The sequence below is a fragment of the Shewanella sp. ISS20 genome, from assembly GCF_056522965.1.
Genome location: NZ_JAWRZK010000001.1, coordinates 769,994 through 796,424, shown reverse-complemented (window position 1 = coordinate 796,424; position 26,431 = coordinate 769,994). Strand labels below are relative to the sequence as shown.

Annotated in this window: 19 protein-coding genes, 4 tRNA genes and 4 pseudogenes; 14 read left to right on the top strand and 13 right to left on the bottom strand. The window is 45.5% G+C overall.

Features of this window, described 5'->3' with window-relative positions; genetic code table 11:
* Positions 1–90 precede the first annotated feature (90 nt).
* Positions 91–867 (bottom strand): tRNA-uridine aminocarboxypropyltransferase, encoded by a 777-nt coding sequence (locus AC1HDP_RS03610; RefSeq protein ID WP_479637695.1) that lies wholly within the window; start codon positions 865–867, stop codon positions 91–93.
* 314 nt (positions 868–1,181) lie between these two features.
* Here AC1HDP_RS03610 and emrD point away from each other — a divergent pair, with 314 nt between their 5' ends.
* Positions 1,182–2,399, top strand: coding sequence for a multidrug efflux MFS transporter EmrD (gene emrD, locus AC1HDP_RS03605; protein ID WP_140932515.1), 1,218 nt, complete (start codon positions 1,182–1,184; stop codon positions 2,397–2,399).
* Between the two features lie 818 nt (positions 2,400–3,217).
* A complete protein-coding gene (locus AC1HDP_RS03600; RefSeq protein ID WP_479637694.1) occupies positions 3,218–4,600 on the top strand; it encodes an L-cystine transporter in 1,383 nt (460 codons plus the stop codon).
* Positions 4,601–4,744: 144 nt separating this feature from the next.
* Here AC1HDP_RS03600 and AC1HDP_RS03595 read toward each other — a convergent pair whose 3' ends face one another.
* A complete protein-coding gene (locus AC1HDP_RS03595) occupies positions 4,745–6,709 on the bottom strand; it encodes an LTA synthase family protein (RefSeq protein WP_479639816.1) in 1,965 nt (654 codons plus the stop codon).
* 245 nt (positions 6,710–6,954) lie between these two features.
* On the opposite strand from AC1HDP_RS03595, the pseudogene AC1HDP_RS03590 reads away from it, so the two are divergent.
* From AC1HDP_RS03590 to AC1HDP_RS03580, 3 genes and pseudogenes are all read left to right on the top strand, one after another.
* Positions 6,955–7,269: pseudogene (locus AC1HDP_RS03590) on the top strand (multinuclear nonheme iron-dependent oxidase); the annotation flags it as partial.
* Positions 7,266–7,661, top strand: a complete 396-nt coding sequence (locus tag AC1HDP_RS03585) for an HvfC/BufC N-terminal domain-containing protein (protein ID WP_479637693.1) — start codon at positions 7,266–7,268, stop codon at positions 7,659–7,661. The pseudogene AC1HDP_RS03590 and the gene AC1HDP_RS03585, both read left to right, overlap by 4 nt.
* Positions 7,598–8,086 carry a hypothetical protein gene (locus AC1HDP_RS03580; RefSeq protein ID WP_479637692.1) on the top strand — a complete coding sequence of 163 codons (489 nt, stop codon included), beginning with the start codon at positions 7,598–7,600 and terminating at the stop codon, positions 8,084–8,086. Before AC1HDP_RS03585 ends, AC1HDP_RS03580 begins: the two co-directional genes overlap by 64 nt.
* Positions 8,087–8,223: 137 nt before the next feature.
* Here the strand turns inward: AC1HDP_RS03580 and AC1HDP_RS03575 are convergent, their stop codons facing one another.
* The 3 genes from AC1HDP_RS03575 to AC1HDP_RS03565 form a co-directional block, all read right to left on the bottom strand.
* Positions 8,224–8,691: an OsmC family protein gene (locus AC1HDP_RS03575; protein ID WP_479637691.1), complete on the bottom strand. Its 468-nt coding sequence runs from the start codon at positions 8,689–8,691 to the stop codon at positions 8,224–8,226.
* Positions 8,692–8,812: 121 nt separating this feature from the next.
* On the bottom strand, positions 8,813–9,310 hold the full coding sequence (locus tag AC1HDP_RS03570; protein ID WP_479637690.1) for a GNAT family N-acetyltransferase: 498 nt from the start codon (positions 9,308–9,310) through the stop codon (positions 8,813–8,815).
* A 33-nt stretch (positions 9,311–9,343) separates the two neighbouring features.
* Entirely contained in the window at positions 9,344–9,751 is a 408-nt protein-coding gene (locus tag AC1HDP_RS03565) for a GFA family protein (RefSeq protein ID WP_479637689.1), read from the bottom strand.
* A 707-nt stretch (positions 9,752–10,458) separates the two neighbouring features.
* On the opposite strand from AC1HDP_RS03565, the gene ptsP reads away from it, so the two are divergent.
* The 8 genes and pseudogenes from ptsP (at position 10,459) to hypA (ending at position 18,948) form a co-directional block, all read left to right on the top strand.
* Entirely contained in the window at positions 10,459–13,041 is a 2,583-nt protein-coding gene (ptsP, locus tag AC1HDP_RS03560) for a phosphoenolpyruvate--protein phosphotransferase (RefSeq protein WP_479637688.1), read from the top strand.
* Between the two features lie 46 nt (positions 13,042–13,087).
* Positions 13,088–14,842 carry a PTS glucose transporter subunit IIBC gene (ptsG, locus tag AC1HDP_RS03555; RefSeq protein WP_479637687.1) on the top strand — a complete coding sequence of 585 codons (1,755 nt, stop codon included), beginning with the start codon at positions 13,088–13,090 and terminating at the stop codon, positions 14,840–14,842.
* A 441-nt stretch (positions 14,843–15,283) separates the two neighbouring features.
* Positions 15,284–15,880, top strand: a pseudogene (locus AC1HDP_RS03550) (IS3 family transposase); the annotation flags it as partial.
* A 28-nt stretch (positions 15,881–15,908) separates the two neighbouring features.
* Positions 15,909–16,193: pseudogene (locus AC1HDP_RS03545) on the top strand (P-loop NTPase family protein); the annotation flags it as partial.
* A gap of 2 nt (positions 16,194–16,195) precedes the next feature.
* Positions 16,196–16,438, top strand: coding sequence for a HypC/HybG/HupF family hydrogenase formation chaperone (locus AC1HDP_RS03540; RefSeq protein WP_479637686.1), 243 nt, complete (start codon positions 16,196–16,198; stop codon positions 16,436–16,438).
* Between the two features lie 2 nt (positions 16,439–16,440).
* Entirely contained in the window at positions 16,441–17,586 is a 1,146-nt protein-coding gene (gene hypD, locus AC1HDP_RS03535) for a hydrogenase formation protein HypD (RefSeq protein ID WP_479637685.1), read from the top strand.
* Complete coding sequence (gene hypE / locus AC1HDP_RS03530) at positions 17,576–18,592, top strand: hydrogenase expression/formation protein HypE (RefSeq protein ID WP_479639815.1); 1,017 nt, start codon at positions 17,576–17,578, stop codon at positions 18,590–18,592. The genes hypD and hypE overlap by 11 nt, the downstream gene beginning before the upstream one ends.
* Complete coding sequence (hypA, locus tag AC1HDP_RS03525) at positions 18,592–18,948, top strand: hydrogenase maturation nickel metallochaperone HypA (RefSeq protein ID WP_479637684.1); 357 nt, start codon at positions 18,592–18,594, stop codon at positions 18,946–18,948. The genes hypE and hypA overlap by 1 nt, the downstream gene beginning before the upstream one ends.
* 467 nt (positions 18,949–19,415) lie before the next feature.
* Here the strand turns inward: hypA and AC1HDP_RS03520 are convergent.
* From AC1HDP_RS03520 to dnaQ, 4 genes and pseudogenes are all read right to left on the bottom strand, one after another.
* A pseudogene (locus AC1HDP_RS03520) lies at positions 19,416–20,159 on the bottom strand (IS91 family transposase); the annotation flags it as partial.
* 379 nt (positions 20,160–20,538) lie between these two features.
* Positions 20,539–20,615: transfer RNA gene (locus AC1HDP_RS03515), tRNA-Asp, on the bottom strand.
* 101 nt (positions 20,616–20,716) lie between these two features.
* Positions 20,717–22,057 (bottom strand): TIGR03503 family protein, encoded by a 1,341-nt coding sequence (locus AC1HDP_RS03510; protein WP_479637683.1) that lies wholly within the window; start codon positions 22,055–22,057, stop codon positions 20,717–20,719.
* Between the two features lies 1 nt (position 22,058).
* Entirely contained in the window at positions 22,059–22,787 is a 729-nt protein-coding gene (gene dnaQ / locus AC1HDP_RS03505; protein WP_479637682.1) for a DNA polymerase III subunit epsilon, read from the bottom strand.
* Between the two features lie 68 nt (positions 22,788–22,855).
* On the opposite strand from dnaQ, the gene rnhA reads away from it, so the two are divergent.
* Positions 22,856–23,326 (top strand): ribonuclease HI, encoded by a 471-nt coding sequence (gene rnhA / locus AC1HDP_RS03500; protein ID WP_479637681.1) that lies wholly within the window; start codon positions 22,856–22,858, stop codon positions 23,324–23,326.
* 118 nt (positions 23,327–23,444) lie between these two features.
* Here rnhA and AC1HDP_RS03495 read toward each other — a convergent pair.
* From AC1HDP_RS03495 to AC1HDP_RS03480, 4 genes are all read right to left on the bottom strand, one after another.
* A tRNA-Leu gene (locus AC1HDP_RS03495) sits at positions 23,445–23,530 on the bottom strand.
* 39 nt (positions 23,531–23,569) lie between these two features.
* Positions 23,570–23,643: transfer RNA gene (locus AC1HDP_RS03490), tRNA-Cys, on the bottom strand.
* A gap of 22 nt (positions 23,644–23,665) precedes the next feature.
* Positions 23,666–23,741, bottom strand: a tRNA-Gly gene (locus AC1HDP_RS03485).
* A 253-nt stretch (positions 23,742–23,994) separates the two neighbouring features.
* Positions 23,995–25,437: a glyceraldehyde-3-phosphate dehydrogenase gene (locus tag AC1HDP_RS03480; protein ID WP_479637680.1), complete on the bottom strand. Its 1,443-nt coding sequence runs from the start codon at positions 25,435–25,437 to the stop codon at positions 23,995–23,997.
* Positions 25,438–26,431 lie beyond the last annotated feature (994 nt).

Below are 26,431 nucleotides of genomic sequence, written 5' to 3'. Positions count from 1 at the left end.
ATCAAACTAGCGATCATGACTGTGAGCTAAATCGCTCTAAAGCAGAGCGTTAGGTTAATGTTACTTTATTAATTTTCATCAAGCTTGTTGCTAAAGCTTACTGTGGGTTGTGTTTTGAGCTTGCTGATAGCTCAGTTCAAAGTTAGCCACATACTCACTAAAAGGCGTCAGGCTATCTTTAGGGCGACGATTGCGCCCAAGCAGCGAGGCTTCCACAAACAATTCAAACCACGCATTCATGGCTAAGGCATTAGCCGCTTCGTCCATGGCATCTAACACCATAACAGCCACTTCTGCAGTGCCAAACTGAAAATCATGCTGCCCTTTACGTAAGGCATAACGAGCCAGTTGATTAGCATCGAACGAAAGCAGCGGTAATCCATGCAGATACGGGCTCTTACGATACATTTTAACCGCTTCGCGCCAACTGCCATCAAGCATAATAAAAAGTGGACGTTTGCCATTTAAGCTTGGCATATCAATGCGATTGACTATGGTTTGGCCCTTATCGGCATATTCGCCCGGAAAAACCACATAAGCTTGATAAGCGGGATTATTTATCAATGGCAGTATTTTGGGATCTATCTCAGTTCTTGACCATAAAAATGCGTGAGTCTCTGGAATTAAGTCAGCAATCAAACGCCCAGAATTAGTTGGCTTTAACACTTCACCGTCATACATAAGCAGCATAAATGATGCTTGACTAGATAAGGGCTTACGTAACGCACAAGTACAATAAGTCACTGATAACAAGCACAAAGGACAACGAACTAATTTATGGCCTCGCGCCGCGAATGCCTTAGTCGCAATCGATAAACGATATTGATAGAGATGATGGACTGCATGGGGAATGATTGAGCTGGGCATGTTGAATTCAATGACAAGAAAAGTGCGCTGAGTTTACTCGCTCCCGCTAGTTTCGACAAGCAAACCCATGTGCATTAAGGGCTCGCTAGCACCAGCAATACATTACATTGCATTAACCCATAGCGACTCAAGTTAAACCTAAGCAACCTTATATTAACTAAGTGTACGCTTAAGTTTACGGGCTGTTTATCTACAAAAAACTAATGCCTCCTAGTAAAAAATATACTTGATTAATAAGCCCTGCAGCCCTTGAACTTGTATTTTCAACGGTTAGAATGCGCGAATTATCTCAACCCATATTATTCGGTGAATTCATGTCTTCCCCCTTGTCGTCCAATGCTCAGCCCGCCATGAGCCAAATTTTAATTATGTTAGTGTTAATGGTGGCCTGCGGACAGATGGCGCAAACCATTTTTGTGCCCGCCCTGCCCTTAATTGGCGACAGTTTGCAAATAGGCGCGTCGGGTTTACAAGCCATTATGGCCAGTTACTTATTGGCCTATGGTTTGTTTCAATTTCTTTATGGCCCAATTTCAGACCGTATTGGCCGAAAACTGCCCCTGTTATTCGGTTTAGCCTTATTTGTGGTGGGCGCTATTATTGCAGCCAATAGCCAAACCTTTTGGTTACTGATAGCAGCATCGACCTTGCAAGGCATGGGCACTGCGGCGGCTGGTGCCTTAAGTCGCAGCATTCCACGTGATTATTATTTTGGTGATGAACTCAAAACCTTTAATAGCTATGTATCTATGGCTGTGGTGTTTTTGCCATTAGTGGCACCCTTTTTAGGCTCTGTAACTACCACTTATTTTGATTGGCATGCCGTTTATTACTGCTTGGCCGCCTTTGGTACCTTAGTGTGGCTGTGTTTATTGTTTGGTTTTAAAGAATCGTTACCTGAAAATCGCCGTGAAAAGCGCCCTGTATTAGCATCATACGCACTGGTGTTAAACCATAAACCGTTTCGCGGTTATGTGTTGTCCTTGGTCGCTACCTTTGCTGGTATTGCCGCATTTGAAGCCATTGCTGGCGTGTTATATGGTCAGTCATTACAAATGTCACCGCTGTGGGTGAGTCTGTATTTCGTGGCGCCCATTCCTGGTTACTTAGTTGGTGCCTTTATGGCATCAAGAACTAGCTCGATGCGCAAACTGACAAACCGTGGTATCGCCTTACTTGGTGCTGGCGCCTTATTTTTACTTATACCTGGGTTATCTGGCTGGGTTATTGGCTGGACATTATTAGTGGGCTCTGTTCTATTTTTCTGCGGCGCGGGGGTTTTATTCCCAACCTTAACCTCGGCGGCTCTTGAGCCCTTCCCTCGTCAAGCTGGTATTGCCGGCGCTTTGTTAGGGGGATTACAGAACTTTGGCGCCGGATTAGCGGCCTTAGCTATGTCACTCGTGCCTATGCATGGACAATTTAGTATTGGTTTACTCTGCGCTGTGATGGTGGTGTTAGTGATTTTGGCATTAACATGGGCCAAAAATTGCGAACAAGATAATCAGATTACTGATGCTAATTTGCTGTAAACGCTAATCTTGCAGCTAAGCCTTTTAGCCATAGTGCATTAGCCATGGCGTATTAGCTAAGCTGCTAACAGAAGATTCAGATGATCTAAGCTCGCTCTGATTAAGGGCGAGCTACTTTGATGTCTAGGCTTATCGTTAATTGCTTTGGTTATAGTTAGTTCATTACTTTAGATGCTTTAGTCACTTTAGTCACTTTAGTTACTTGAGTTACTTAAGTTACGCCTATACCTCCTCTTCAATGTTTAGATTCATCAAGTTCATCTTTTAAATAAACCCGCTTGACGTTAGCCATGCTGTTTACATCGAGCCGTCTAACTGACAAATTTACTCTCCCATCAAACTAGTTGTGCAATATTTCTGCAGTCACGCATTGCCATCACACCACGATCGCTAACATCTTATTAACACTGCACTATTCATATTATGAAAGCATGATTAGCCGCCTTAATCCCAACAAAATAAACCTGCTTCTTTTCAAACACTTACTCATCAGCCGGTCATCAACAAACGCGCCTTGTTGCTATTTTTTGCACGCTATTAATGAGCGAATGCCCACCCAACACTACAACTTAATAACATATGGATTTACGACACTATTATAGAACTGTAAGTTATAAGCGTTAGTTGATTTGGTAATTTATAATGACTGCCATATTAGTCACCTTAATCCTTAGATTCTCTATACAGATGTAAGTAAATCAAGCTCTTGACGTTAAGGACTGTCAGTACTAGCTGTGATAAAGTAACTTTTTGATTAACCAGTCCCACGATAGTTACAACCATAATGCTCGGGATAGATTGCCCTTGAAGGAAGTCTTATGACTCTGATATTAAGCTTAGTTTTTTTTGCAGTATTACTTATCGCCTTGGCTAAATACCATAAGCGCAGTCAGTCATTGTCTAAATCGGTATTTGTCGGTTTACTGATGGGCGTGATTTATGGCGCCGCCATGCAGGGCTTATTAAGCGCAACCGATATTGAAAGCGCCCTGGAATACATCAACATCATAGCGGCTGGTTATATTAGCTTGCTGAAAATGATCATTATGCCGCTTATTTTAGTGTCGATTATTGGCGCTATTTTAAAAGTGCAAAATGCCTCGTCACTTGGCAAAATTTCGGGCTTAAGTATTGGCGTATTATTAGCGACCACTGCCGTTTCGGCCTTAATTGGGGTTGCTATTGCCAGTCTGTTTCATCTTAATGCCGATGACATAGTTAAAGGCACCCAAGAACTTGCTCGCGGTAATGCGCTAGAGGCAAGCTTAGCCTCAGTATCGACCTTATCTATTGCCGATATGATAGTAAGCTTCTTTCCAGGTAACCCGTTTGCCGATCTCGCTGGCGCAAGACCGACATCCACCATAGCGGTAGTGATATTTGCCATCTTTGTCGGATTATCAGCAGTCACTCTCACGCAAACTAAACCTGAATTAGGTAAAAGCTTCACCCATTTTATGGAAGTGGCGCAAAACTTAGTCACTGTGATGGTTCGTAAAGTGTTAGCGCTAACCCCTTACGGCGTGCTGGCTTTGATGACTAAAGTACTGGCAAGCTCAGACTTAGCGGCTATTCAAAGTTTAATGACCTTTGTTATCGCTTCTTACGTGGGCCTATTCATCATTTTGGTGATGCACTTAGTGTTAGTGGCTTTAGTTGGCGTGAAACCTTGGGATTATTTAGTAAAAACCGCGCCAGCATTAATGTTTGCTTTCACATCGCGCTCATCAGCTGGCACTATGCCACTGAACATTGAAACGCAAATCAACCGCTTAAAGAACCACCCAGGGGTTGCCAACTTCTCGGCCTCCTTTGGTGCCACCATGGGTCAAAACGGTTGTGCGGGTCTTTATCCTGCCATGCTAGCAGTGATGATAGCGCCATCGGTTGGTATCAACCCGCTAGACCCTATGTTTATAGCGACCTTAGTATTAGTTGTGACTGTAAGTTCATTTGGTATTGCTGGTGTTGGCGGCGGCGCAACCTTTGCTGCCATCATAGTGTTATCGACCATGGGCATGCCGGTCGCCTTAGCTGGCTTACTGATTTCGATTGAGCCATTAATTGATATGGGCCGCACCGCCATCAATGTCAGCGGCTCAATGACCGCTGGTACTGTGACCAGTCGGGTGCTAAAGCTCAGTAGTGATGATGTTGATAATGACCTAGATAATGGTTTAGACAAAAAAGCCCTGAGTTAAGCGCGCTCGCTATCTCAAATAGCACACCAGTAATCGTCTCAATAAAAATGGCTGCCATATATGGCAGCCATTTTTTTAGTTAAAGCTCGACTGTCTAAACACCCTATCTAACAATCCAAGCATAACGTTCAACTACTTTAAGTATCAATCGGCAAGACGGTACAGACCTTGATGGTAAGCTAGGCTGCCCCACAAAGCCCAGCTGACAGCTTTTTTCTCTAACGCTGCGACAGCGGGCGCATGGTCGTTTAACTCCTGTGTCTTGCTATCGTATTGAAATCCTTTGGCGCTTTTTTCAGGTTGTAAAATCACCACGCTGTTGCCCTCCATCAGGGCAAAGTTTTTATCGTATTGCATCATAGCGCGCCCTGGCCAATCGGGGCTGACTTGGGTTAAATCGCGCCCAAGCATAGGGTAATAATCAGAAATGCCGATTAACGACAATAACGTTGGCGGTAAATCAATTTGACTCACTATTCGTTGATCGCGCTTTGGCGTAATGTTTTCCCCAATAATTAGCCCAGGAATACGAAAGCGCGATATTGGTACTAAATCCGCGCCACCAACGCGGCTATCATGATCGGCCACCACAATAAAAATCGTGTCTTTCCAATAGTCAGATTGTTTGGCGAGTTTAAAAAATTCACCCACAGCATAATCGGCATATTTGGCTGCGTTATGACGCGTTTGTTTTGGCTCTTCATAGAGCTGGATGCGGCCATCTGGAAATTCAAAGGGATCATGATTAGTTGAGCTGAACACTAAACTAAAAAACGGCTTACCTTGGGCATGGAGTGACTCAAACTCGCTGTTAGCCTTGCGCATTAAGTCTTCATCAGACACTCCCCATGAGCCAACAAATGCTGGTGCCGTATAATCTTTTTGCTCAACGATAGTGCTAAAACCATTGCCCAAAAAGAAACTGCGCATATTGTCAAAATGACTTTCGCCGCCATAGATAAACTGAGTGGTATAACCATGCTTTTTAAGCAATTCTGCCAAGGTAAAGAACCCAGTTTGGCTCTTACCTAATTTAACCACAGCGCTGGCTGGCGTTGGCGTAAAACCTGTCACTACCGCTTCTATCCCGCGCACCGAGCGGGTACCTGTGGCGTATAAACTATCAAAATACCACCCTTGTTGTGACAGTTCGTCGATATTGGGGGTCAAAGGTAAGCCCCCTAAACTGCCGACAAAACGGGCACCTAGGCTTTCTTGCAGCAAGATCACCAAGTTTTTGGGTTTACCTGTATAGCTTGCTTGATTAAAACTTAATGACGGTATTTCGCTGGAGGTAAACGCCGAGGCGGGACGGCCACTTTCTTGCCTAATAGTGGCAACAATGTCGGCATACTCTAATTGCCCGTATATCTTGGCAGCATCTTCTTCACTCCCCATTTGTTTGATAGCAAAAACGAGCGAATAGGCAGAGTTAGTCACTAACGAATTCACTAACGGGTCATCGGCAAATGCAACCATGGCAGGATTAAGCGGCCTATGGCCTAAGGTTGAACGCGCTCCAAGCAAAGTGACCGCCACCACCATAACGGCTAATACCGGGCGCCAGTACCAAAGCGGAAAGCGTAAATTGCGGGTTAATCTGCCACTTAATTGCCAGCCACCCCACAAGGTTGCCAGGCTTAATACCACAGCAAATATCAGCTCTAACTTGCGACCCGCCCATAACATAGACAGCACTTCTTTTGGGTAAATCAGGTATTCCACATATAAGCGGTTAGGACGAATACCGTATTCTTCGATAAATGCAGGGGTCGATACTTCTAAAAATAATATGGCCCATAAACCTAACGTCAGCCAAAGCCGTAATATCACCAGCCACAACCGGCCAATAACATTGTTACTTGCAAATATTACGCTGCCGAGGGCTGCTATTCCCCATAGCCAACAAAGAGTGGCAATATCAACACGTAATCCTTGAATTAATAAATGAGGCCAACCATCCACCGCCGCCACGCGTTCCGCTTGCCATAACCCCAAACCAATCCGGCTTAAGGTTGAAATCAACAACACCAATAAACAGAAGATGAAAATCGTTCCCAACGGACCGACACGAGATTGAGCTAAGCGAACTGATAACGCTGACAATATTAAATACTCCAAATATCTATATCTACATACACATTTAGGCCGCCCAAAGAGCCTACTAGAACACATCTAACATCTCTTTCGTCACCGACTAAATGACAACATTAAGTTAACAACAGCCACTTTACACTATGTCATTCACTTGGAATAGTTTGAAATACATCAGATTAATCCGTGGCGGCTAACCCTCAGTGTTTAAATCTACCCGTTCAGCTTGTTCACTGCCTTATACCTAAATACTAAAATCTGAGTACCTCAATAAAATAAACCCTAAGCGGGTGCAGCAGTTTCATCTCGCCGGTCACAGTGATTATGGCGACTATGTAATTGATACTCATGATCAAGATGTTGTAGAGCCAGTGTGGCAGTTATACCAGCAAGCGTTGCAACGCTTTGGTTTAGTGAGCACTATGGTAGAACGAGATGGCAATATTCCCGCCTTCCCCGCGTTAGAACATGAGTTGCAACAAGCATCACGCCTCGCCGCCTTGCAATTCCCCCATCTAGCCACACTCACTCTTGACCCTATATCTGCTGTCCCAACACAAGGACTCAGTGCATGAGTGCATCATTACGCAAGTTGCAACATAGCTTTATGGATTATTTAAATACTGGTGACGCAGCGCCATTGCAAAGCCACATAGTGGAGCAAGGCAAGATTACGGCAGAGACCAGAATGGCCATTTATCGTAATGCCTACCAGCTGCGCTTAATCGAAACCATAGAAACAGATCATGAAATACTTGGCCTCTATTTAGGCGATGACTTATTTGATGACATGGCGCGCCTTTACATCCAGCAGCATCCATCAAGCGTGCCGTCATTGCGCGACTTTTGCGATGATTTACCACGCTTTTTAACTCAACTACCCCTTTTGCTGAGCATCCTATTTTGGCGGATATCGCCGCCTTTGAGCGCCGTTTACTTAATACATTTGATGCGCGAGATGCGTTAAGACTGAGCTTTAGTGATTTGCAGCAATTACTCGCTGACCTCTGGCCCACATGCCAATTGCGATTTCATCCCAGCGTGCAAATTTTCCAATGCCAAAGCAATGCCGTGGAAGCCTGGCAAAGTCTCAAAGCCGAACGAGCACCAAGGGCACCCGACTATAGCGCTTGTCGCTATTGGTTACTGTGGCGCGGCGACTCGCGCTTAACCGAATTTATGTCCCTGCACCCGTTCCAATACCAATTACTGAGGGGATTTATTGAAGGGTTTAATTTCGCGCAGCAGTGTGAATTGATGATGCAGTTCTTCGATGCCGAGCACGCGGCGCAGCAAGTATTAATCGCCTTACAAGCCTGGTTTGACATGGGGCTTATCATAGGGTTGAACGACCAAAAATCTTTGTTAAAACAAACCGTTGATGATACATAAGTTTTGGAAATCACTCTGAGCGGAAGTATTGGCAGAGCCTTAGCCACCAGACTCAAGCACTTAGATTCAAGCGCAGCGCCATATCCACTTTAGCCCTAGAAATGAAAACCTTAACCTTGCCCATCTTAAAGCCTTTGTCAGCTGATAATTTCTGTTACTACTTGGGTTTCAACTGAGTTAGCAATAAAACAATTGTCATGCGCCACATGATGCATTTTTTCAAGCTGCGTTAAGCTTGGTTGCTTAGCACCACCAAATTTGACGAGAGGCCTTAGCACTACCTGAGTCACTGAAGTTTTACCTTTGCTGTTTTTACCTAAAGTGCCAACGGCATGGTCGGTGTAACTATCAACAAGGTATCTTTGCTTGGCAGCAATCGATAAAAACACCAGCATATGGCAGCTTGATAATGCCGCAATAAATGCTTCTTCTGGATCAACATTCGCGGCAACAGATAACGGTAAAGGAGCAACCTGGGGTGATGCTGAGGCTAATATGCTGGCGCCACCATCAAAATCCCAAATGTGAGCGCGACTGTACTGATTATCAGTAAAAGCCTCGCCATCGCTGCGCTGCCAACTGACCTTGGCTGAATGTTGTGACATTTACCCCTCCGTAACTTATATATTGATTGCCCGATTAGAACTATTGGCATGTTCAGTACTATCTACGCTCGTCTTTGACGCCAGCAATGCCATGCCTTAATTACGCAGATGTTGGCGCTCTTTATACGTGCGCTACGATTCGAGCCATGTGGTAAACATCAACATAATGCCCATTTCTGAAGGCATAGGCTTTCGACTCTCCTTCGACTTCAAAGCCGAATTTCTTATACAAATGGATGGCTCGCGCGTTATCCACATAAACCGTCAACTCGATTCGCTTTAGATTAAGCCAGTTATCCGCTAAATCGATAATGGTAGCTAGCAAGGCGCTGCCGACACCTAAGCCTTGAGCGCTGTCGGTGACGCCCATACCAAAGGTCCCAACATGGCGACGTCTTGGGTTAGGACAGAGCTCAAAAACCACATGTCCCACCACCTCAGTATCATGCTCAGCGACATAAGCATAAACATGGTCAGCACCCGTTTGAATACGCTTTTGCCACAGCGCTAAAGAAGGCAGCGGTAGCTGCAACGTCTCGGTATGAGCATTGGTGCAGGCGTAAATATCTTTGATTGCGTTAGCATCTGAAGGCTCAGCGCGTCGAACTTCAATGACCATAATGTCTACTTTCCTAAAAAATCCATTGCGCCATTATTTATTATCAGCAGGATGGTTAACACCATCATAGGTGGGTATGTAGGGTATTTTTAACGGGTTAATGCCTTCCAAACACCCAACATTAAAACCATATTGGGTCGGGTTTGATCTGCGTTGATGATGGGTATAAATACCGCACTTATGACAAAAATAATGCTTAGCGGTATGGGGATTAAACTGGTTGAGGGTTAACAGCTGAGCCCCTTTGATAATTTTTATACCTGACAGCGGAATTGATGCCGCAATCGCCCCTCGCCTATGGCAAAGCGAGCAATCACAACGACGTAAATCCACCAGCCCCTGTGGCAAATCCAATTCAAACTCAACCGAACCACAATGACAAGTCGCTGTGTGTTTGGCTTTGATAATTACCCCATCAACTTCTGTTAGATTTAAAGCCATATTGAATTCTTACTCGCGCCTATTGCCCGCCTGGCTCGTTGCCAAAACGTTGAGCTTACCGAAATCACAGTCATGACAATTGCTGATGTAGAGGGTGTACGCCACTCATTCATTAACAGCCCGGTTAAAGCCCTTATTCGGCTTTTTCTACCACAAGGTAAGTATGGTGCTCTGGATACTGATCAAATTCTAAGTGTCTAATAATACATCCAAGCCCAATGAATAATGCTAAATAACCATTCACACCTAGGGATGAATAGTGCAGCTCTGGTCCCATGGAATGGTGATACTTTAATCCGGTTGGTAGAATCAGCCACCACACCCATACTTTTGCCCTACTTTTACTTATGAGTGGTTAAACAACAACCTCTATCTATGGGTTATGTGTTGTTATGTCTCAATTATGGTTTTTCTGACTATCACGCAGATCACTGAAATGGTAATTTTCATTCAATACAAGTGGTTAACTTAAAGTCCGTCAGATATTGATTAATTCGATAATTTTGCATCAGTGACAAACCTGAGTTGACGACTCCCCCTATTCATCAAGGAGTGATAAGCCGCGGCCTAGTTAAGGCATTCTCTTAGTATGACTAAACATCAGCTCAATAAGGGAATGGCAAGTGCAAATGTCAGTAATTGGTATTTCACCACAATAAATAAAATACTTTTATATTAAGTAGTTAGGTGTTTAACACGGAGTTACAATGAATAAAAATACCTCAACCGCGATTCAGTTGCTGGCCCCGTTCTCGGGTATTAGCTGTCCACTGAGTCAGGTGCCTGATGCCGCATTTTCACAAAAAATGGTGGGCGATGGTCTAGCGATAGACCCAACGGATAACATATTGCACGCCCCATGTGATGCCACTATCACTCAAATACACCCATCTAAACATGCCGTCACCTTATTAACCGCCGCAGGCATTGAAATCCTACTTCACATAGGTGTCGATACCGTTAAATTGAAAGGCAAAGGCTTTAAGCCATTAGTCACTGTGGGAGATGCGGTAAAAGCTAAGACGCCACTTATTGAGCTTGATTTAGATAAAGTGGGCTGTAGTGTAAAAAGCTTGCGTACCGTGATATTACTCACTGATATGACAAGAATTATTACGTTAACGCCTACGACTGAAAAATTAGTCAACGTGGGAGATCTGTTATTTACTGCCGAAGTATCTGCTGCCGCGAGTGCCGTCACTAAGTCAGATGACATGATTAGCTCAGAGCCACTAGTTGTTATCAATCCAACCGGTATTCATGCTAGACCTGCCGCAGCCATTGTCACAGCGATTAAGCCCTTTCAATGTGATGTGATGATAGAAAAAGCCGGCAAACAAGCCAATGCTCGCAGTGTGGTTGGCCTCATGGGGTTAGATATCGCCTGTGGCGAGCAGATTGTTATCCTTGCCAAAGGTAAAGATCAGCAAGCGGCCATTACTGCCTTGAGCGCAGCGATTATGGCAGGCTTAGGTGAAGAAGGCGCAGATGCTTCTGTGGTGACTAAAGATGTAAAAAGCGACTTTGATCCATTTTCCGAGCCGTCACTGCTGCTGCAAACGAGTCAAGATCCACGTCAGTTGATTGGCGTTGAGGCCTCCCCTGGTCAAGTGAGGGGGCGTTTATATGTGATTGAAGCTGAAATCCCAAAGTTTGACACCTTTGCCAAAGATGCGCAGATTGAGCAACAAACCCTTGATAATGCAATGAAAGTCGCCAATTTAACCTTAGCTGAATTGGTTGCCGAGCTGCATAGCAAGAATATGGGGCAAAAAGCCGATATTTTTGTGGCCCATCAAGAGTTAATTTCAGATCCTGATTTGTACGACAACTGTATCATTGAATTACAGCAAGGTAAGTCAGCGCCTTATGCCTGGAGTAAGAGCATTTGCCGCCAAGCCGACAAACTTGCAGCCATGGACAACCCTTTACTCGCCGGGCGAGCAACAGATCTGGTGGATGTCGGTAATCGCGTATCACGGATCATGGCAGGATTGTCACAAGACACAATTCCCGCTGAACTTCCTGAAAATACTATTCTGGTAGCCAAAGATTTAACTCCTTCAGATACCGCAAAACTTAATCCCGCCTTCGTTAAAGGCATTTGCACTACTTTAGGCGGTTCATCCAGTCACAGCGCGATTTTAGCAAGAGCCATGGGAATTGCTGCTATGGCGGGTGTTGAAGCTAAGGTCATGAGTTTACACGGCACTGAGGTGTTGCTTGATACCGCAAAAGGCTACCTGTTATTGACCCCGACTGACGCAGAAATGGCCCAGCTTCAGGTCACTAAAGATGCCGCTGAGCAGCAAAAAACCTTAGCCTTGGCGCAAAAAGATGACACTGCAGTGACCTTAGATGGGGTGCGATTTGAGATTGCCGGTAACATTGCTAAAGTCAGCGACACCCAAAAATTAGTGGATATGGGCGGCGAAGCGGTTGGTCTATTGCGCTCTGAGTTTCTCTATCAAGATCAAGCGGTTGCGCCATCAGAAACCGAACAGGAACAAGCATATCGCGCGGTACTACAAACCTTAGGGGAGCGCCCTCTTGTGGTGCGTACCTTAGATGTCGGCGGCGATAAACCTTTAGCCTACTTACCTTTACCTAAAGAAGATAATCCATTCCTTGGTGAACGCGGTATTCGTGTCGGCTTAGATAAACCTGCAGTATTACGCCAACAAGTGCGCGCCCTATTAAGGGCGGCGGATGCGGGTAACTTGCGCATTATGTTCCCTATGGTCGCCTCTTTGTTTGAGCTTAAGTTGGCCAAACAAGTCGTTAAAGAAGAAGCGCAGAAATTGGCTATCGACATTAGCGGCATTCAAATTGGGATCATGATTGAAGTGCCATCGGCGGCCTTAATGGCCGATGTATTAGCCGAGCACGTCGACTTTTTCTCTATCGGCACCAACGATTTAACCCAATATACCTTAGCAATTGATCGGGGCCACCCTAAGTTAGCTGCCATCGCCGATGGACTGCACCCTGCGGTATTACGCCTCATTGGCATGACGGTTAAAGCCGCCCATGCCAAAGGTAAGTGGGCCGGTATTTGTGGCGGACTGGCGGGCGAAAAAGATGCTGTCCCTATTTTAGTCGGCTTAGGTATTGATGAACTGTCGGTGAGTGTGCCTTCTATTCCCGAAGTAAAGCATCAGGTTCGGCAATTAAATCAACAAGCCTGTCAGGCCATCGCCGCTAAAGCCATGAGCTGCGCTGATGCCAACGATGTTCGAGCATTAATGCGTGAACCTAATACGCTACTGGCCGTTAAAGGCGAAATATAACAGCGTTGTTCACCGGGTGATCTGTTGAAATTTATAAGGTTAAATTATGACAACTACAACAATACAAGCCGCTAAGCCGAAGACGGCGATAATGAGCGGCGCATTTTCAATGCTACAGAAAGTAGGCAAATCGGTGATGTTGCCGGTTTCTGTGTTACCAGTAGCCGGTATTCTGTTAGGCGTAGGCAGCGCGGGATTTAGTGTCATCCCCGATATCGTCAATGTGCTAATGGTGCAAGCTGGCGATGCCATTTTTAGTAATATGGGATTACTGTTTGCCATAGGTATTGCGTTAGGATTTGCTAAAAATGATGGTGTTGCCGCCATGGCAGCCTTAGTCGGTTATGCCATCATGATTAAAACCATTGGCGTGCTTGAGCCTGGCACAGATGTTGGCGTGTTTGGCGGTATGATTGCTGGCGCCATTGCGGCCGCAACCTTTAACCGTTTCTTTAAAATTCAATTGCCGTCTTACCTTGGGTTCTTCTCGGGCAAGCGCAGTGTGCCGATTATTACTGGCTTTGGGGCAATATTTGCCGGCGTCATCTTATCCTTTATTTGGCCGCCGATAGGAAATGCTATCGGAGTGTTTTCCCATTGGGCCGCCTATCAAAACCCCACATTAGCTTTTGGTATTTATGGTCTGGTAGAGCGTTCATTAATTCCAGCGGGTTTACACCATGTGTGGAATGTCCCCTTCTTCTTCGAAGCCGGTAATTGTGTTGATAGCTTAGGAAAACCGGCTACTGGCGTTCTTACTTGTTATTTACAAGCTGATGAAGCGAGTCGCGCTGCGGGTAATGGTTTTGGTCAGTTGGCCGGCGGTTACTTGTTCAAAATGTTTGGCTTACCAGCAGCAGCCATGGCTATTTGGCATACTGCTCGCCCAGAAAATCGCGTCATGGTCGGTAGTATCATGGTATCTGCGGCATTAACCGCCTTCTTAACGGGTATCACTGAACCCATTGAATTCGCGTTCTTATTTGCTGCACCTTTACTTTATGTAGTGCACGCACTGATGGCAGGCCTTGCCTATGTGTTAGTGAACATGTTCGGCATAGTGCATGGCACGTCTTTCTCCCACGGCTTAATTGATTTTCTGGTGTTATCTGGTCAATCACAAAAAATCTGGTTACTTGTAGTATTAGGCCTAGTTTATGCAGCGCTGTATTACATGGTCTTCAGATTCTTAATTTTGAAGTTTGACTTAAAAACGCCAGGGCGTATGGACAACGAAGTTGAGACAGTCTCAGCCGAAGGAACAGAAAGAGCACGTAACTTTATTGAAGCCTTTGGTGGACCTGAAAACCTAACCAATGTGGACTCTTGCATTACTCGCTTACGCATGGATGTGCGCGATACCAGCAAAGTCGATCAAGCCAGACTGAAACAGTTAGGTGCCAGTGGCGTGTTGATTTCTGGCAATGCGGTGCAAGCAATTGTTGGAACTATCGCCGAAGTGTCACGTACTGAAATCGATGAAATGCTCGCATCTGGTGGATACCAAGCGAGTGCGCCGGTTACCACAGTAGAAACCGCTAAGCTAGATATCTCGTCACAAGACAGAGAGCAAGCGCTCGCCATTCTGCCGCTATTAGGCAAAGTGAGTTCATGCCGCGCCATTGCCGATAATCGTCTACGACTAGAAGTGCAAGATGCCAGCCTATTGGACAGCAGCGCCCTGCAAGCTCATGGCATTGAAGCCGTATTGGTATTAAACCCCAACTTAGTACAGTTGATTTTAGATAGGAATACTGCAGGTTTAGCCAGCGTGTTAAATGAGAACTTACACACAATTTAGCAAAGTAATGCCGCGCAAAATCAACTAGTCAAAATCGACAAGCGCTAGCCAATAACAGCCTATTCTTTAGGCTGTTAAGTAACGGTAAAACAACCTCAAGATTCGCAGGCCGTATCTTGAGGTTTCTCCCGAATTCAACGCCGAAGTGCGACACTCGCTAATTTTGTTGCTAGCTAGTTAAATATTACCGCTGGCGGCTTAAACTTCAAACATTTCTTAGGTCGATGTTTATTCCATTCTGAGCAATTCGATTAAAGGTTACATAAACAGGGATATGTTGCGCACCATTTTATCTAGGCTATAGAAAAAGCCAGAACCAAGCCCTCTAAGGGCTTAATAAAGACATCAATAAAAGGGTAGTGCTGATCGCGCGTATGAGCACAAATGGATGACATTTGCAGTCCCATTTCATGCCGCCTAGTTGTTATTTGAGAATGCGCTAATTTGAAAACCATGATGAACAGCATGACAAGACAGAATTTAGTGGCTAAAGCAGCCCGTAAATTCAAAACAACAACTGACAGCGATCACCTGCTTTCGGTAGCGCCAAATCTGCTGGAGCAGAACTTCGATGCCAGCGGCCCGAACCAAAAATAGGTCGGTGATATCACGTATCTGATGACAAGCGAAGGCTGGCTGTATCTGGCGGTGATTATCGATTTGTACTCGCGCGCCGTGATTGGCTGGTCGATGAGTAATCGCATGACGGCTAAGCTGGCTTGTGACGCGCTGACAATGGCGCTGTTTCGTCGTGGTTTTCCAAAAAAAGTGATTGTTCATAGTGACCAAGGCAGCCAATATTGTTCACATGCGTATCGAGATCTGATTGAAAAAAATCAGCTTATCCAAAGCATGAGCCGCAAAGCCTCGGTGTTTTTCAAGGTTGAGGCCATTCAGTACGAGCCGATCATGGACTGGGAAACCATGAAGCACACAGTGTTTGAGTACATAGAAGTTGATTACAATAAAACCAGAAGGCATAGTTCACTTGGCTATTTAAGCCCTGAGAATTTTGAATTGAAAATAGTGCTTAGTTAAGTGTCCAGAGTTAGCGGATCAGATCAATGATGTCGGCACCCATAAAAACATAGTGTTAGTGTCTATCCCTGAAGGGGATGATAATGTTGAGAAATACCCTGTGATGTTCCGCCGCGCCGATCTCGTGCTATTCACTAAATGCGATCTTTTACCGCACTTTGATTTCAGTATCGAGCAAGCAAGCCTTGCGGTAAAAAAACTCAATCCAAACGCACAGATCTTATGTATCTCAGTAAAAGATCCCGCGACCATGGCACCTCTTGCCCAGTGGTTAGCAGCCAATCTTGAAACAGCGCCAGCGGGCGGGATCTAACTATGTGCTTATCTATCCCCTCACAAGTCGTTGAGATCCACGCAGAAGATCACAGCGTTAGCGTCGATACCATGGGAGTAAAGCGCAGAGTCAGCAGCCACTTACTCAGTGAGCCACTCGAGTTTGGCGATTTTGTCTTGATCCATATTGGCTTTGTGATGAATAAAATTGATAAAGCCGCGGCCATGGAAAGCCTATCTTTATATCGCGAAATCATAGATAAACTTGAGCAACAAGGGGAATAAGCATGTTAGAGCTTAAATCCCTGTATGACGGTTTTCGCGATCCGCAAACCATTAAGCGCTTAGCCGCAGAGATCCAGCAAGAGGCGCGTCAATTGCGCGCCCCGCTGCATATTATGGAAGTCTGTGGCGGCCACACTCATACCATAATGAAATATGGCTTATTGCAGCTATTGCCGGACAATATTCAATTTATTCATGGCCCAGGTTGCCCTGTGTGCATTATGCCTAAAGAGCGCATAGATCACGCCGCCGCTTTAGCGAGTCTTGATAATGTCATTCTCGTGACCTTAGGGGATATGATACGCGTGCCAGGTTCCCGCGGCAGTTTGGCGCAATATCGCTCTCAAGGCTGCGAAATCCGCCCGATTTACGATCCCTTAGATACCTTGACTATAGCGCGTGAAAACCCAGATAAAACAGTCGTGTTTTTTGCCATTGGCTTTGAAACCTCAACGCCCATGACTGCTGTGTTACTAGCCCAAGCCGAAGCCCAAGGGCTAGATAATTTACTGTTTCATATCAATCATGTGCTTGTGCCACCAGCCATAGATGCTGTGATGAGTGATGCGCGAGTTAAAGTTAATGCTTTTATTGGCCCATCACATGTGAGCGTAATTCAAGGCGCCAAGATTTATCAAGCCGCAGTCGATAAGTATCACACCCCGGTTGTGGTCGCTGGGTTTGAGCCTGTAGACGTGCTGGAATCAATTTTAATGATTACCCGTCAACAAGTTGCAGGGCGCGCCGAATTAGCCATTCAGTACCACAGAGCAGTAAGCTTTGATGGCAATCTCACGGCGCAAGCTTTGGTCGATAAATATTTTGAAGTGCGGCCAGAGTTTCGCTGGCGCGGGCTTGGCCCCATAGCTAACTCAGCTTTACAGTTACGCCCAGAATTTAGCCACAGAGACGCCGAACAACACTTTGCGTCTCACCTGCCCACAGAGCTAATTGAAGATCATAAAGCCTGTCAGTGCGGCGATATTTTACGGGGATTATCTAAGCCACAGCAATGCAAAGTCTTTGGCCGCGGCTGCACCCCACAAACCCCACTAGGTAGCTGCATGGTAAGCTCAGAAGGCGCCTGTAATGCCTACTATCGCTATGGCGGCATAACGGCGCGAGGACAAGCTGATGATCACAAATAACAAACGCAGCAAGACCATACAACTTAGCCATGGCGGCGGTGGCCAAGAAATGAATCAGTTGATCACTCAGCTATTTTTTAAGGCATTTAACAACCCCTTATTATGCCAACAAGAAGATGCCGCCCTACTGACGCTTAATGGCCGCGTAGCCTTTACTACCGATGCTTTTACCGTGGCGCCACTGTTTTTTGCCGGCGGCAACATAGGTAAATTAGCCATAGCAGGCACAGTTAACGATTTAGCTATGATGGCGGCTAAACCTGAGTACCTGAGCGCGAGTTTTATTATCGAAGAAGGCTTTAGCTATGATGATCTCAGCTTAATTGTTGAATCTATGGCCACAGAGCTTAGCGTCAGCGGCGCTAAGATAGTGTGTGGTGACACTAAAGTAGTGCCTAAAGGCTCTGCCGATGGCATTTTTATTACCACGACAGGTGTTGGCCATGTCCAACAAGAAGGTATTTCCGCCTATAACATAAGAGCCACCGATGCCATTATTGTGTCGCGCGATATTGGTCGCCATGGCGCCGCTATTTTAATGGCGCGTGAAGGCTTAACGCTGGAATCGAGTCTCACCTCTGATTGCGCTACTTTATGGCCAGCAGTTAGCGCTCTCCTAGCCGCGGGCCTTGATATTCATGCCATGCGCGACGCTACCCGCGGCGGCATAAGCGCAGTACTTAATGAGTGGGCGCAGGCATCAAATATTGGCATTCAAGTCACCGAAGCGGATATTCCGATTGCCGATGAAGTGCAAGGCATGTGTGAATTGTTTGGCTTTGAAGCGCTGGATTTAGCCAATGAAGGCACCTTTGTGCTGGCCTTACCGCAAGCGCAGGCCGAAACTGCGCTGACAATTTTGCGCCAACAGCCGCAATGCCAGCAGGCCGCTATCATTGGCTACGGACAAACTGAGCATAGCGGTAAAGTGCTATTAAATACTCCATGGGGATCAAGCCGCTATCTTGATGTTCCCCAAGGCGAATTATTACCAAGGATTTGTTAATGCACGAATACTCAATAGTGACCGCACTGCTAGAGCAGTGCGACAATTTAGCTAGGCAGCATCAGGCGCCTGCGGTTACTCGGGTGAGCATTAAAGTTGGCGTCCTTAGCGGCATTGAACCTAGCTTACTGCAAACCGCCTTTGATACTTTTAAGCTAGATAGCTTATGCCAACAGGCTGAGCTTGAAATGCACATTCAGCCCTTAGCCTTGCATTGCCGCGATTGCAACACCGACTCGCTCCCTTCTGAGCGCGCCATCATTTGCCCGCACTGCGGCAGCTTTAACACCCAAGTGACTAATGGCGAAGATATGTATTTAATGCAGCTTGAATTTGATATGGCTGATAATGGCTAGGCATATAGATCAATACGTAAATATGTAAGATCGTCTGCAAGTTATCCAAATACATTAAACAGATTAGCCATCTTTGGCTGGGGTAAACTAAGGATGGTAAAACCCCGTCAATTTGCGCCATCAAATCTTCATTGTTTGCTTCCAGTCTTAAATAAACCCATTAATATCTTAGCAACGCTTTCCGCTCGACGTCGCGCATCGTTTGGAATATCACACCCAATTAAATGATTAGAATGATTTGCTTTTTTGCGGTAGCTGTTTTTTATCCAGTTTGGAGGGTAATAACTTGATATCGTTCTAGCTTTCTCATTCTTTTACGCTCACGTTGGACTGATTGTTGACCTTGGTTGGCAGTATTTTAGCCCCAAATTCAGGCTAACACCCACACCCTATCCCCTCATAGGTTGAACCCCATAAGGCAGGCTGCTTTTTGCAGTCGGTCATTCCGCTACGTCTTGAGGAAGTGGCTATCCTGACAGGCATATTGGCTGACTTTGGTTGTTAATCATCACAAATCCCTTCGGTCTTATCAGCCCAAAAAACTGCAAATGACCTAACTTGCATTGCGGATATGGCCACAAACAGTCCTCCTTAACTGCAGGACTCGTCATTACCACCTGTGGCTTACGTAGTTGCCGCTGGATAAGCGCCAGCTTTTTGCGGCGACAAGCATTGGCGAGAAAACCCAAATGTCTCACTCGCATCAGCCCTTTGGGCAACACATGCAGTAAATAACGGCGGATAAACTCGCCACAGCTTAGCCGCATTTGCTTATGCTGCTGACCGTCACGATAATCCTTGTAGTGAAAACGGATATGCTCTGCGGTCAGGTCGGCAATTCTTGACTGATGCAGCATGCCTTTACGGGTATAACGCCAGAGGTATTCCACCACGGTTTCGGCGCGGCTCAGACACGCTTTGCTGTAAACACACCACGGCTTTGCCATTAAGGTTTGAGCCGCCGGGATAGCCTGGTCATGTTGTCGCAGTGCCCGTAATAGCTTGGCCCGATACACGGTAGACAAGGCTCTAACCGGAAACAGATAATCCGTTTTCACGCCATGCCAATCTCCCGCTGACGTCACCACCCCGCCAGGAATTAAGCAATGCAAGTGGATATGTTGACTCAAGCTCTGCCGCCACGTGTGCAGCACCATAGTGCAACCCAATTGACCCTGAAGGTGTTTTCGCTGCATACCAAACGGCTCAAGTATCTTGCCACCCTATTCAATTAGTGCGCGGTATATTTATGGTTTCACACCAATCGAATTGTCCAAATAATCAGCATTAACAGCTGTCACAACGCTGCGTTTTTCTACTGTATTGCGCTTTAAACGACACATTAAGGCACAATGAACTTCGCCGTCGGGAACGGGCCGGTTAATAATCACGCCGTTTTTAGGGGGGTAAAAAGAAGGTCTAGAAGTTTTACGCCGTCTATAATCAATAAATGCGATCCGGCGTTATGATACTCGGTCAAACACGGGTTTTGGTCACGAAATGGTCACGGTCACGAACAGCGGTCTCAGACATGCAAAAGCAGAAAAGCAAAAAGCCCAAGCTAATTAATAGCTTGGGCTTCTTAAATGTTGGCGGAGCGGACGGGACTCGAACCCGCGACCCCCGGCGTGACAGGCCGGTATTCTAACCAACTGAACTACCGCTCCAATACCGTTGATATTATTAATAACTTTAGCGTAGGTCAATATTTTTTTGATAACAATTAACTGTTTAGCTAAATTTTAACCAATCACGCTACAACTCATGACTAGGCGGTTTTTCCAGCAAGCTTGATGTCTTTTGCGCCGGTACTGCTTTTAGCATTGGTCGCTGGCTGATTCAACATATTGAGTTCCGCTGATGCAAGTGCTTTTGCCATGGTTTGCCGCTTACGCCAGACGATTAGACCAATAATGCCAAGCACTAATAAAATGACATTAATAGTGATAATCCAAAACTGTGCATTACTGCGCGCCGCCAAAGTTTGAGCATCGGCTATTTTGGCCTCTTCTTTAGCAATGTCTGCCAAACTTGGTCCTTCTGGCACAGGCTCGGCTATGGTAAAAAATTGCTCATTCATAGTGAGCACAATTTCGCGCCCACCAACGGTAGTGGATGCAATACTGCCTTCAATACGATATCCCCCAGGGCCTGGCATTTTAGGAATATCCATCAGATTATTGCCCGGTACTAGCACGGTTAGGGGTAATGGCCATTGCTCAGATGGTCCCACAACGGTCAGTTCCACATGAGTTTCTGGCGCACGTACATGTTCTTCATTAATAAAGATATTAACCCGCCATTGTCCATTAACGGTATCGCTCGGCTCGACGATTGTTACCTTTACAGGCTGCGGCAACAGGTTAAGCGGTATATTAAATTCGCGCTCAAGGATGCGATTTCTGGCCATGACCTGAAAGGTATAATGACCCCAAGGTTGATTTAAATTGAGATCGCCAGTAAATAGGCCATCATTTGGGCGCTCATCGAGCATTTCGCCATTATCAAGATAGCCACCCGCCTTGTAAGTACCAACGGCAAAATTCTCATCGCCTGCTTGCTGATTACTCAATAACTTAGCTTGCCAATTAATCAAGTAATCCATGCCGGGCATAGTCATTAGTTTCTCGCCTGAGAGTAAGCGCGCGGTAACCTTAACGCGTTCACCTTGAAAGATGGGCTCAGGTAACGGGTCAACTTCTACTGACAATTCAGACAGTTTTTCAATGCTTGAACCTTGATTGACATGGCCTAATACCTGCCAAGGGCCGGGCATAGGGTTTTTAATGACGATAATGTCGCTTGCAATACCATCAACCCAGTGCACGGTATCGGGATGACGGTCGGAATACCACTTAGTACCATCGGGTAAGATCAGGATCACTGGCACAGATTGATAGCGACGTTTGATGAGTAAAGTAATGTTTTCAACCATATAATCGATGCGAAATCGATTATTCAGGCCTGCGGTGGCTGTTGGCTCAATAATACTGAGTGGCGCAGAGTTATCTTTATCTGCGCTGCTCGTCACCTGCGCCTCGGTTACATTGGCTGTTAGGGCTACGAAGAACAGCGGCCCAAGTAACAAGCATCCCTGTGATTTTTGCAAATTACCCTCTCCAGAGGCATTTCCCTGATTTGGCCACTAGGTCAAGACGGGACTCATGTATAGCTAGTTCATCGGCAGCGGCGCAGATAACTTTAAGTGCATTGCGCGTTTCACTAAGACGCATCACATCACCGCGCTCTTGGCCAGGCTCTTCGGTAGATAATTCCAGCTTAGTTTGGCCGCCTGTCATGGCAAGATAAACATCTGCCAGAATTTCAGCATCGAGTAAGGCGCCGTGTAAATCACGACGACTGTTATCTATATGATAACGCTTACATAAGGCATCTAAGTTATTTTTCTGCCCAGGGTGTAAAAACTTAGCAATATCAAGGGAGTCAAGCACGCCGCACATGCTGGCGATTTTTGGCCCTTGCGGGTGCAGCATGGATAATTCATGATCGAGGAAGCTGATATCGAACGACGCGTTATGAGCGACGATTTCCGCACCATCTACAAACGCCAGAAAATCTGCCGCAATTTCGGCAAATTTAGGTTTGTCGGCCACAAACGCATCGGTAATGCCGTGAACACCAATTGCTTCAATATCAATTAGTTGCTGTGGATTAATATATTGATGGTAATGACGCCCCGTTAGCTTACGGTTGATCATTTCGACGCCACCAATCTCAATTACTCTGTGACCTTTATAGATAGGACCACTGCCTTGGTTCATACCTGTGGTTTCGGTATCCAGAATAATCTGACGACTTGCACTGGAGATAATATTCATAATAACTTGCAGCCTCTATCAAGGGATGGGGTTATAATCGACTCAAGACTTCTTATCATAGCAAGCAGATGCCTCAACGAAAACTTGTTCATATTTTTACTGATGGTTCGTGCCTAGGTAATCCAGGTCCCGGTGGTTATGGGATTGTCATTAAGTTCAACCAGCACACTAAAGAGCTGGCACATGGCTATCAATTAACGACCAATAATCGTATGGAGCTATTAGCGCCGATTGTGGCGTTAGAAGCCTTAAAAGAACCTTGCAAAATTGTGCTCACCAGCGATAGCCAATATATGCGCCAAGGGATCACTCAGTGGATCCACGGTTGGAAAGCTAAAGGCTGGAAAACCGCGAGCAAGGCGCCGGTTAAAAATGTCGACTTATGGTTACGTCTTGATGCCGCAAGACAAATTCATGACATCGACTGGCAGTGGGTTAAAGGCCATGCGGGTCACGTTGAAAACGAACGCTGCGACATTTTAGCTCGCCAAGCTGCTGAGGCTAAGCCTCAAGACATTGATGAAGGCTATAACCCGTAATCATTAAGCGACTTAATCAATCTAAGCGGCTATGGCCGCTTTTTTATTATCGTTAATACAGTAATTTACAGATACAAAAAAGCCCCAACATAGTTGAGGCTTTTTTGTCATCTAAAGATGGTACCCGAGGCCAGACTTGAACTGGCACGCTTATTCAGCGAGGGATTTTAAATCCCTTGTGTCTACCGATTCCACCACTCGGGCATTTTTAACTTAACGCCTAAGCATTAGGTTTTAAATGAGTGGAGGCGCGACCCGGAGTCGAACCGAGATCGACGGATTTGCAATCCGCAGCATAGCCATTCTGCCATCGCGCCAAATTGTGATCCAATCAAAGATTGGAGCGGCATATCGGGTTCGAACCGATGACCTATACCTTGGCAAGGTATCGCTCTACCAACTGAGCTAATGCCGCATTCACTTGTTAATCAGGAGCTTCCCCTTGACTACGAGACGCATTCTACCTGAATCGACTCACCAGTCAATCGTAAATACCCAATAAAATTGCAATCCCGAACTGAATGCCGAATTATCCAGCAAACTGCTGTCAAAGCAAACAAAAAAGGCGCTCAATGCGCCTTTTTCCTGCCAATACTGTCGCTAACTTATGACTCCATAACCGTCTCTACTTAGCTGTTAGCATTATCTTTGCGCTATTAACGGTCGAATTAGTTATCACCTAAGGGTAATGATGGGTATTGCAGACCTAACATCTTCTGCATTACGCCTACTACTTGGCAGCTATAACCAAATTCATTGTCATACCATACATATAAAGTCACGCGCTTATCTTCAGCTATCGTGGCCTGCGAATCAAACACACCAGCGTAACGTGAGCCTACTAAGTCGCTAGATACTATTTCTGTCGATTCAGTGTAATCGATTTGATTTTGTAAGCCTGAGTGCAAAGACACATGACGTATATAGTGATTGACGCTGTCTTTAGAGACTTCACGATTAAGGTTTAAACTTAATATCGCCAAAGACACGTTAGGCGTAGGTACGCGGATAGCATTACCGGTTAAACGCCCTTTTAAGGCAGGCAATGCTTTAGCCACAGCCTTGGCTGCGCCCGTTTCTGTAATCACCATGTTTAATGGCGCGCTGCGACCACGGCGATCGGCACTGTGGTAGTTATCAATCAGGTTTTGATCATTGGTATAAGAGTGGATAGTTTCCACATGGCCATTCTCAATCCCAAACTCATCATGAATTGCTTTGAGTACCGGCGTAATAGCATTCGTTGTGCAACTCGCAGCTGACACTATTAGATCGCCAGGTAGAATGTCATCTTCATTGACACCAAAAACTATGTTCTTAATGTCACCTTTGGCTGGCGCAGTTAATAAGGCTTTTTCTACACCAGGACAGGCTAAGTGCTGCCCCAACCCGGCTTCATCTTTCCAAATGCCCGTGTTATCAACCACGAGTGCGCGCTCAATGCCGTATTTGGTGTAATCCACTTCACTTGGGCCATCGGCATAAATCACTTGGATATAAGTACCATTGGCAATTAAGGCATTGTTATCATTATCGACTTCAACAGAGCCGTTAAATGGTCCATGGACTGAATCACGGCGCAATAAGCTCGCACGTTTCTCTAAATCGCCTTTACGGCCGCCGCGCAATACAATGGCACGCAGGCGTAAACGGTTACTCTTACCACTGCGTTCAATTAACAGACGCGCTAATAAGCGGCCGATACGACCAAAACCATACAGCACCACATCTCTTGGTGCGGTATCACCCGTGTGGTGGATCACTTCTTTTAGCTCATGGGCCATATACGCTTCAATTTCAGCGATATCTTGATGATTACGCCAATATTTAACCGCTAATTTACCGATATCAACCTTGCAGTGTTTAACGTCTAACTTGCTTAAGGCTTCTAAAAAAGGAAAACTTTCGCGTAAGCGTAATTTATCGCCCACATGGCGACGAACTAAACGGTGAGCCTTAATAATCTCTATGGTTGACGCACTGAGTAATGGTCGTCCATAGATAACCACTTCAACGCCTTGATTACGGTAAAGCTTACCTAACAGAGGCTGCATTGCCTCGGCTAATTCAAATCGTTCTTGCCAGCTTTGTAGATGTTTATCAGCGCTCATTGACAGATCCTTTAATCTCACTTTTTATAATGCTTAGATGAATAGCTAAAGTAGCAGAGAAGAAACCAAGCGTTATTTAATGCGCGTAATGCGGTAGCTAAGGGTACAGAAACAGGTTGCGTGACTGTTACAGCCTATCCTTGGTCGCCGATAGTGTAATGAATTCAGGAGTGGCAATCCAGCAAGATGTTATGGCTAAATATGTAATTTTATTAGTGAAAATACACATTACATGCGGGTTTGCACCTATATGTTGTAATGTTTACAACAATCTAACCCGAGTGATGCGTGAGTGCGTCGAAAACACCCCAGAGTTCAAGCAGGTTCTGTAAGAATAATCCTCAAAAAAGTTGCTATTTTTACGGCAATCATCACGTTCTATCGCTGCTAATGGTGTTTTAAACGCCACTAATGCTGCATTAGCAGTATTAATACAGCATAAGCACCACAGTGCCGTCATCAGCAAGACACGATAAAAACTGTGAGACTGACTATCACAACACTAATTGAACCATGTTTATAAGGCTGCTGATAGCATTTCACTTAAGTGTCCAGGCAAAGTTATTCTAAACAAACCTCTCGCACCTCCCCTCGCCTTAACTTGGGCGTTTATGCCAATGCCATAACGGCCTATATCTGGGAATATGATTAACGCAAAGTACTAACTAGACCTAGTTGTAACTAATAAGTAGTCAGTAATAAATAATAGGTAATCGAGCCTAAGTTATATGCGACCGCGCCGAAAGACGCTATGCCAAAACCGTAATAACCACGGCAAAAGCTCGGGTGAGCCCAAGAATAGAAAAAACGCAGCGTGACCTAGCGCACAAACCAGTGTCGATAAAAGCACTAAATCGATTGCAAAATATGAGGGCTAGTCATCATATTGTAAAAAAATTACCTCATTAATGCCAATCAGACCACAAATAGATGGATTTAGCTTGACCATCGCCACTAATTTGGTAAGTTTACAACCAGAAGTATTTTCTAATCA

Bases quoted from the DNA above. Each gene is read 5' to 3' on its own strand.
- AC1HDP_RS03610 (WP_479637695.1), bottom strand. From the start codon at position 867: ATGCCCAGCTCAATCATTCCCCATGCAGTCCATCATCTCTATCAATAT.
- emrD (WP_140932515.1), top strand. From the start codon at position 1,182: ATGTCTTCCCCCTTGTCGTCCAATGCTCAGCCCGCCATGAGCCAAATT.
- AC1HDP_RS03600 (WP_479637694.1), top strand. From the start codon at position 3,218: ATGACTCTGATATTAAGCTTAGTTTTTTTTGCAGTATTACTTATCGCC.
- AC1HDP_RS03585 (WP_479637693.1), top strand. From the start codon at position 7,266: ATGAGTGCATCATTACGCAAGTTGCAACATAGCTTTATGGATTATTTA.
- AC1HDP_RS03575 (WP_479637691.1), bottom strand. From the start codon at position 8,691: ATGTCACAACATTCAGCCAAGGTCAGTTGGCAGCGCAGCGATGGCGAG.
- AC1HDP_RS03570 (WP_479637690.1), bottom strand. From the start codon at position 9,310: ATGGTCATTGAAGTTCGACGCGCTGAGCCTTCAGATGCTAACGCAATC.
- AC1HDP_RS03565 (WP_479637689.1), bottom strand. From the start codon at position 9,751: ATGGCTTTAAATCTAACAGAAGTTGATGGGGTAATTATCAAAGCCAAA.
- ptsP (WP_479637688.1), top strand. From the start codon at position 10,459: ATGAATAAAAATACCTCAACCGCGATTCAGTTGCTGGCCCCGTTCTCG.
- ptsG (WP_479637687.1), top strand. From the start codon at position 13,088: ATGACAACTACAACAATACAAGCCGCTAAGCCGAAGACGGCGATAATG.
- AC1HDP_RS03540 (WP_479637686.1), top strand. From the start codon at position 16,196: ATGTGCTTATCTATCCCCTCACAAGTCGTTGAGATCCACGCAGAAGAT.
- hypD (WP_479637685.1), top strand. From the start codon at position 16,441: ATGTTAGAGCTTAAATCCCTGTATGACGGTTTTCGCGATCCGCAAACC.
- hypA (WP_479637684.1), top strand. From the start codon at position 18,592: ATGCACGAATACTCAATAGTGACCGCACTGCTAGAGCAGTGCGACAAT.
- dnaQ (WP_479637682.1), bottom strand. From the start codon at position 22,787: ATGAATATTATCTCCAGTGCAAGTCGTCAGATTATTCTGGATACCGAA.
- rnhA (WP_479637681.1), top strand. From the start codon at position 22,856: ATGCCTCAACGAAAACTTGTTCATATTTTTACTGATGGTTCGTGCCTA.
- AC1HDP_RS03480 (WP_479637680.1), bottom strand. From the start codon at position 25,437: ATGAGCGCTGATAAACATCTACAAAGCTGGCAAGAACGATTTGAATTA.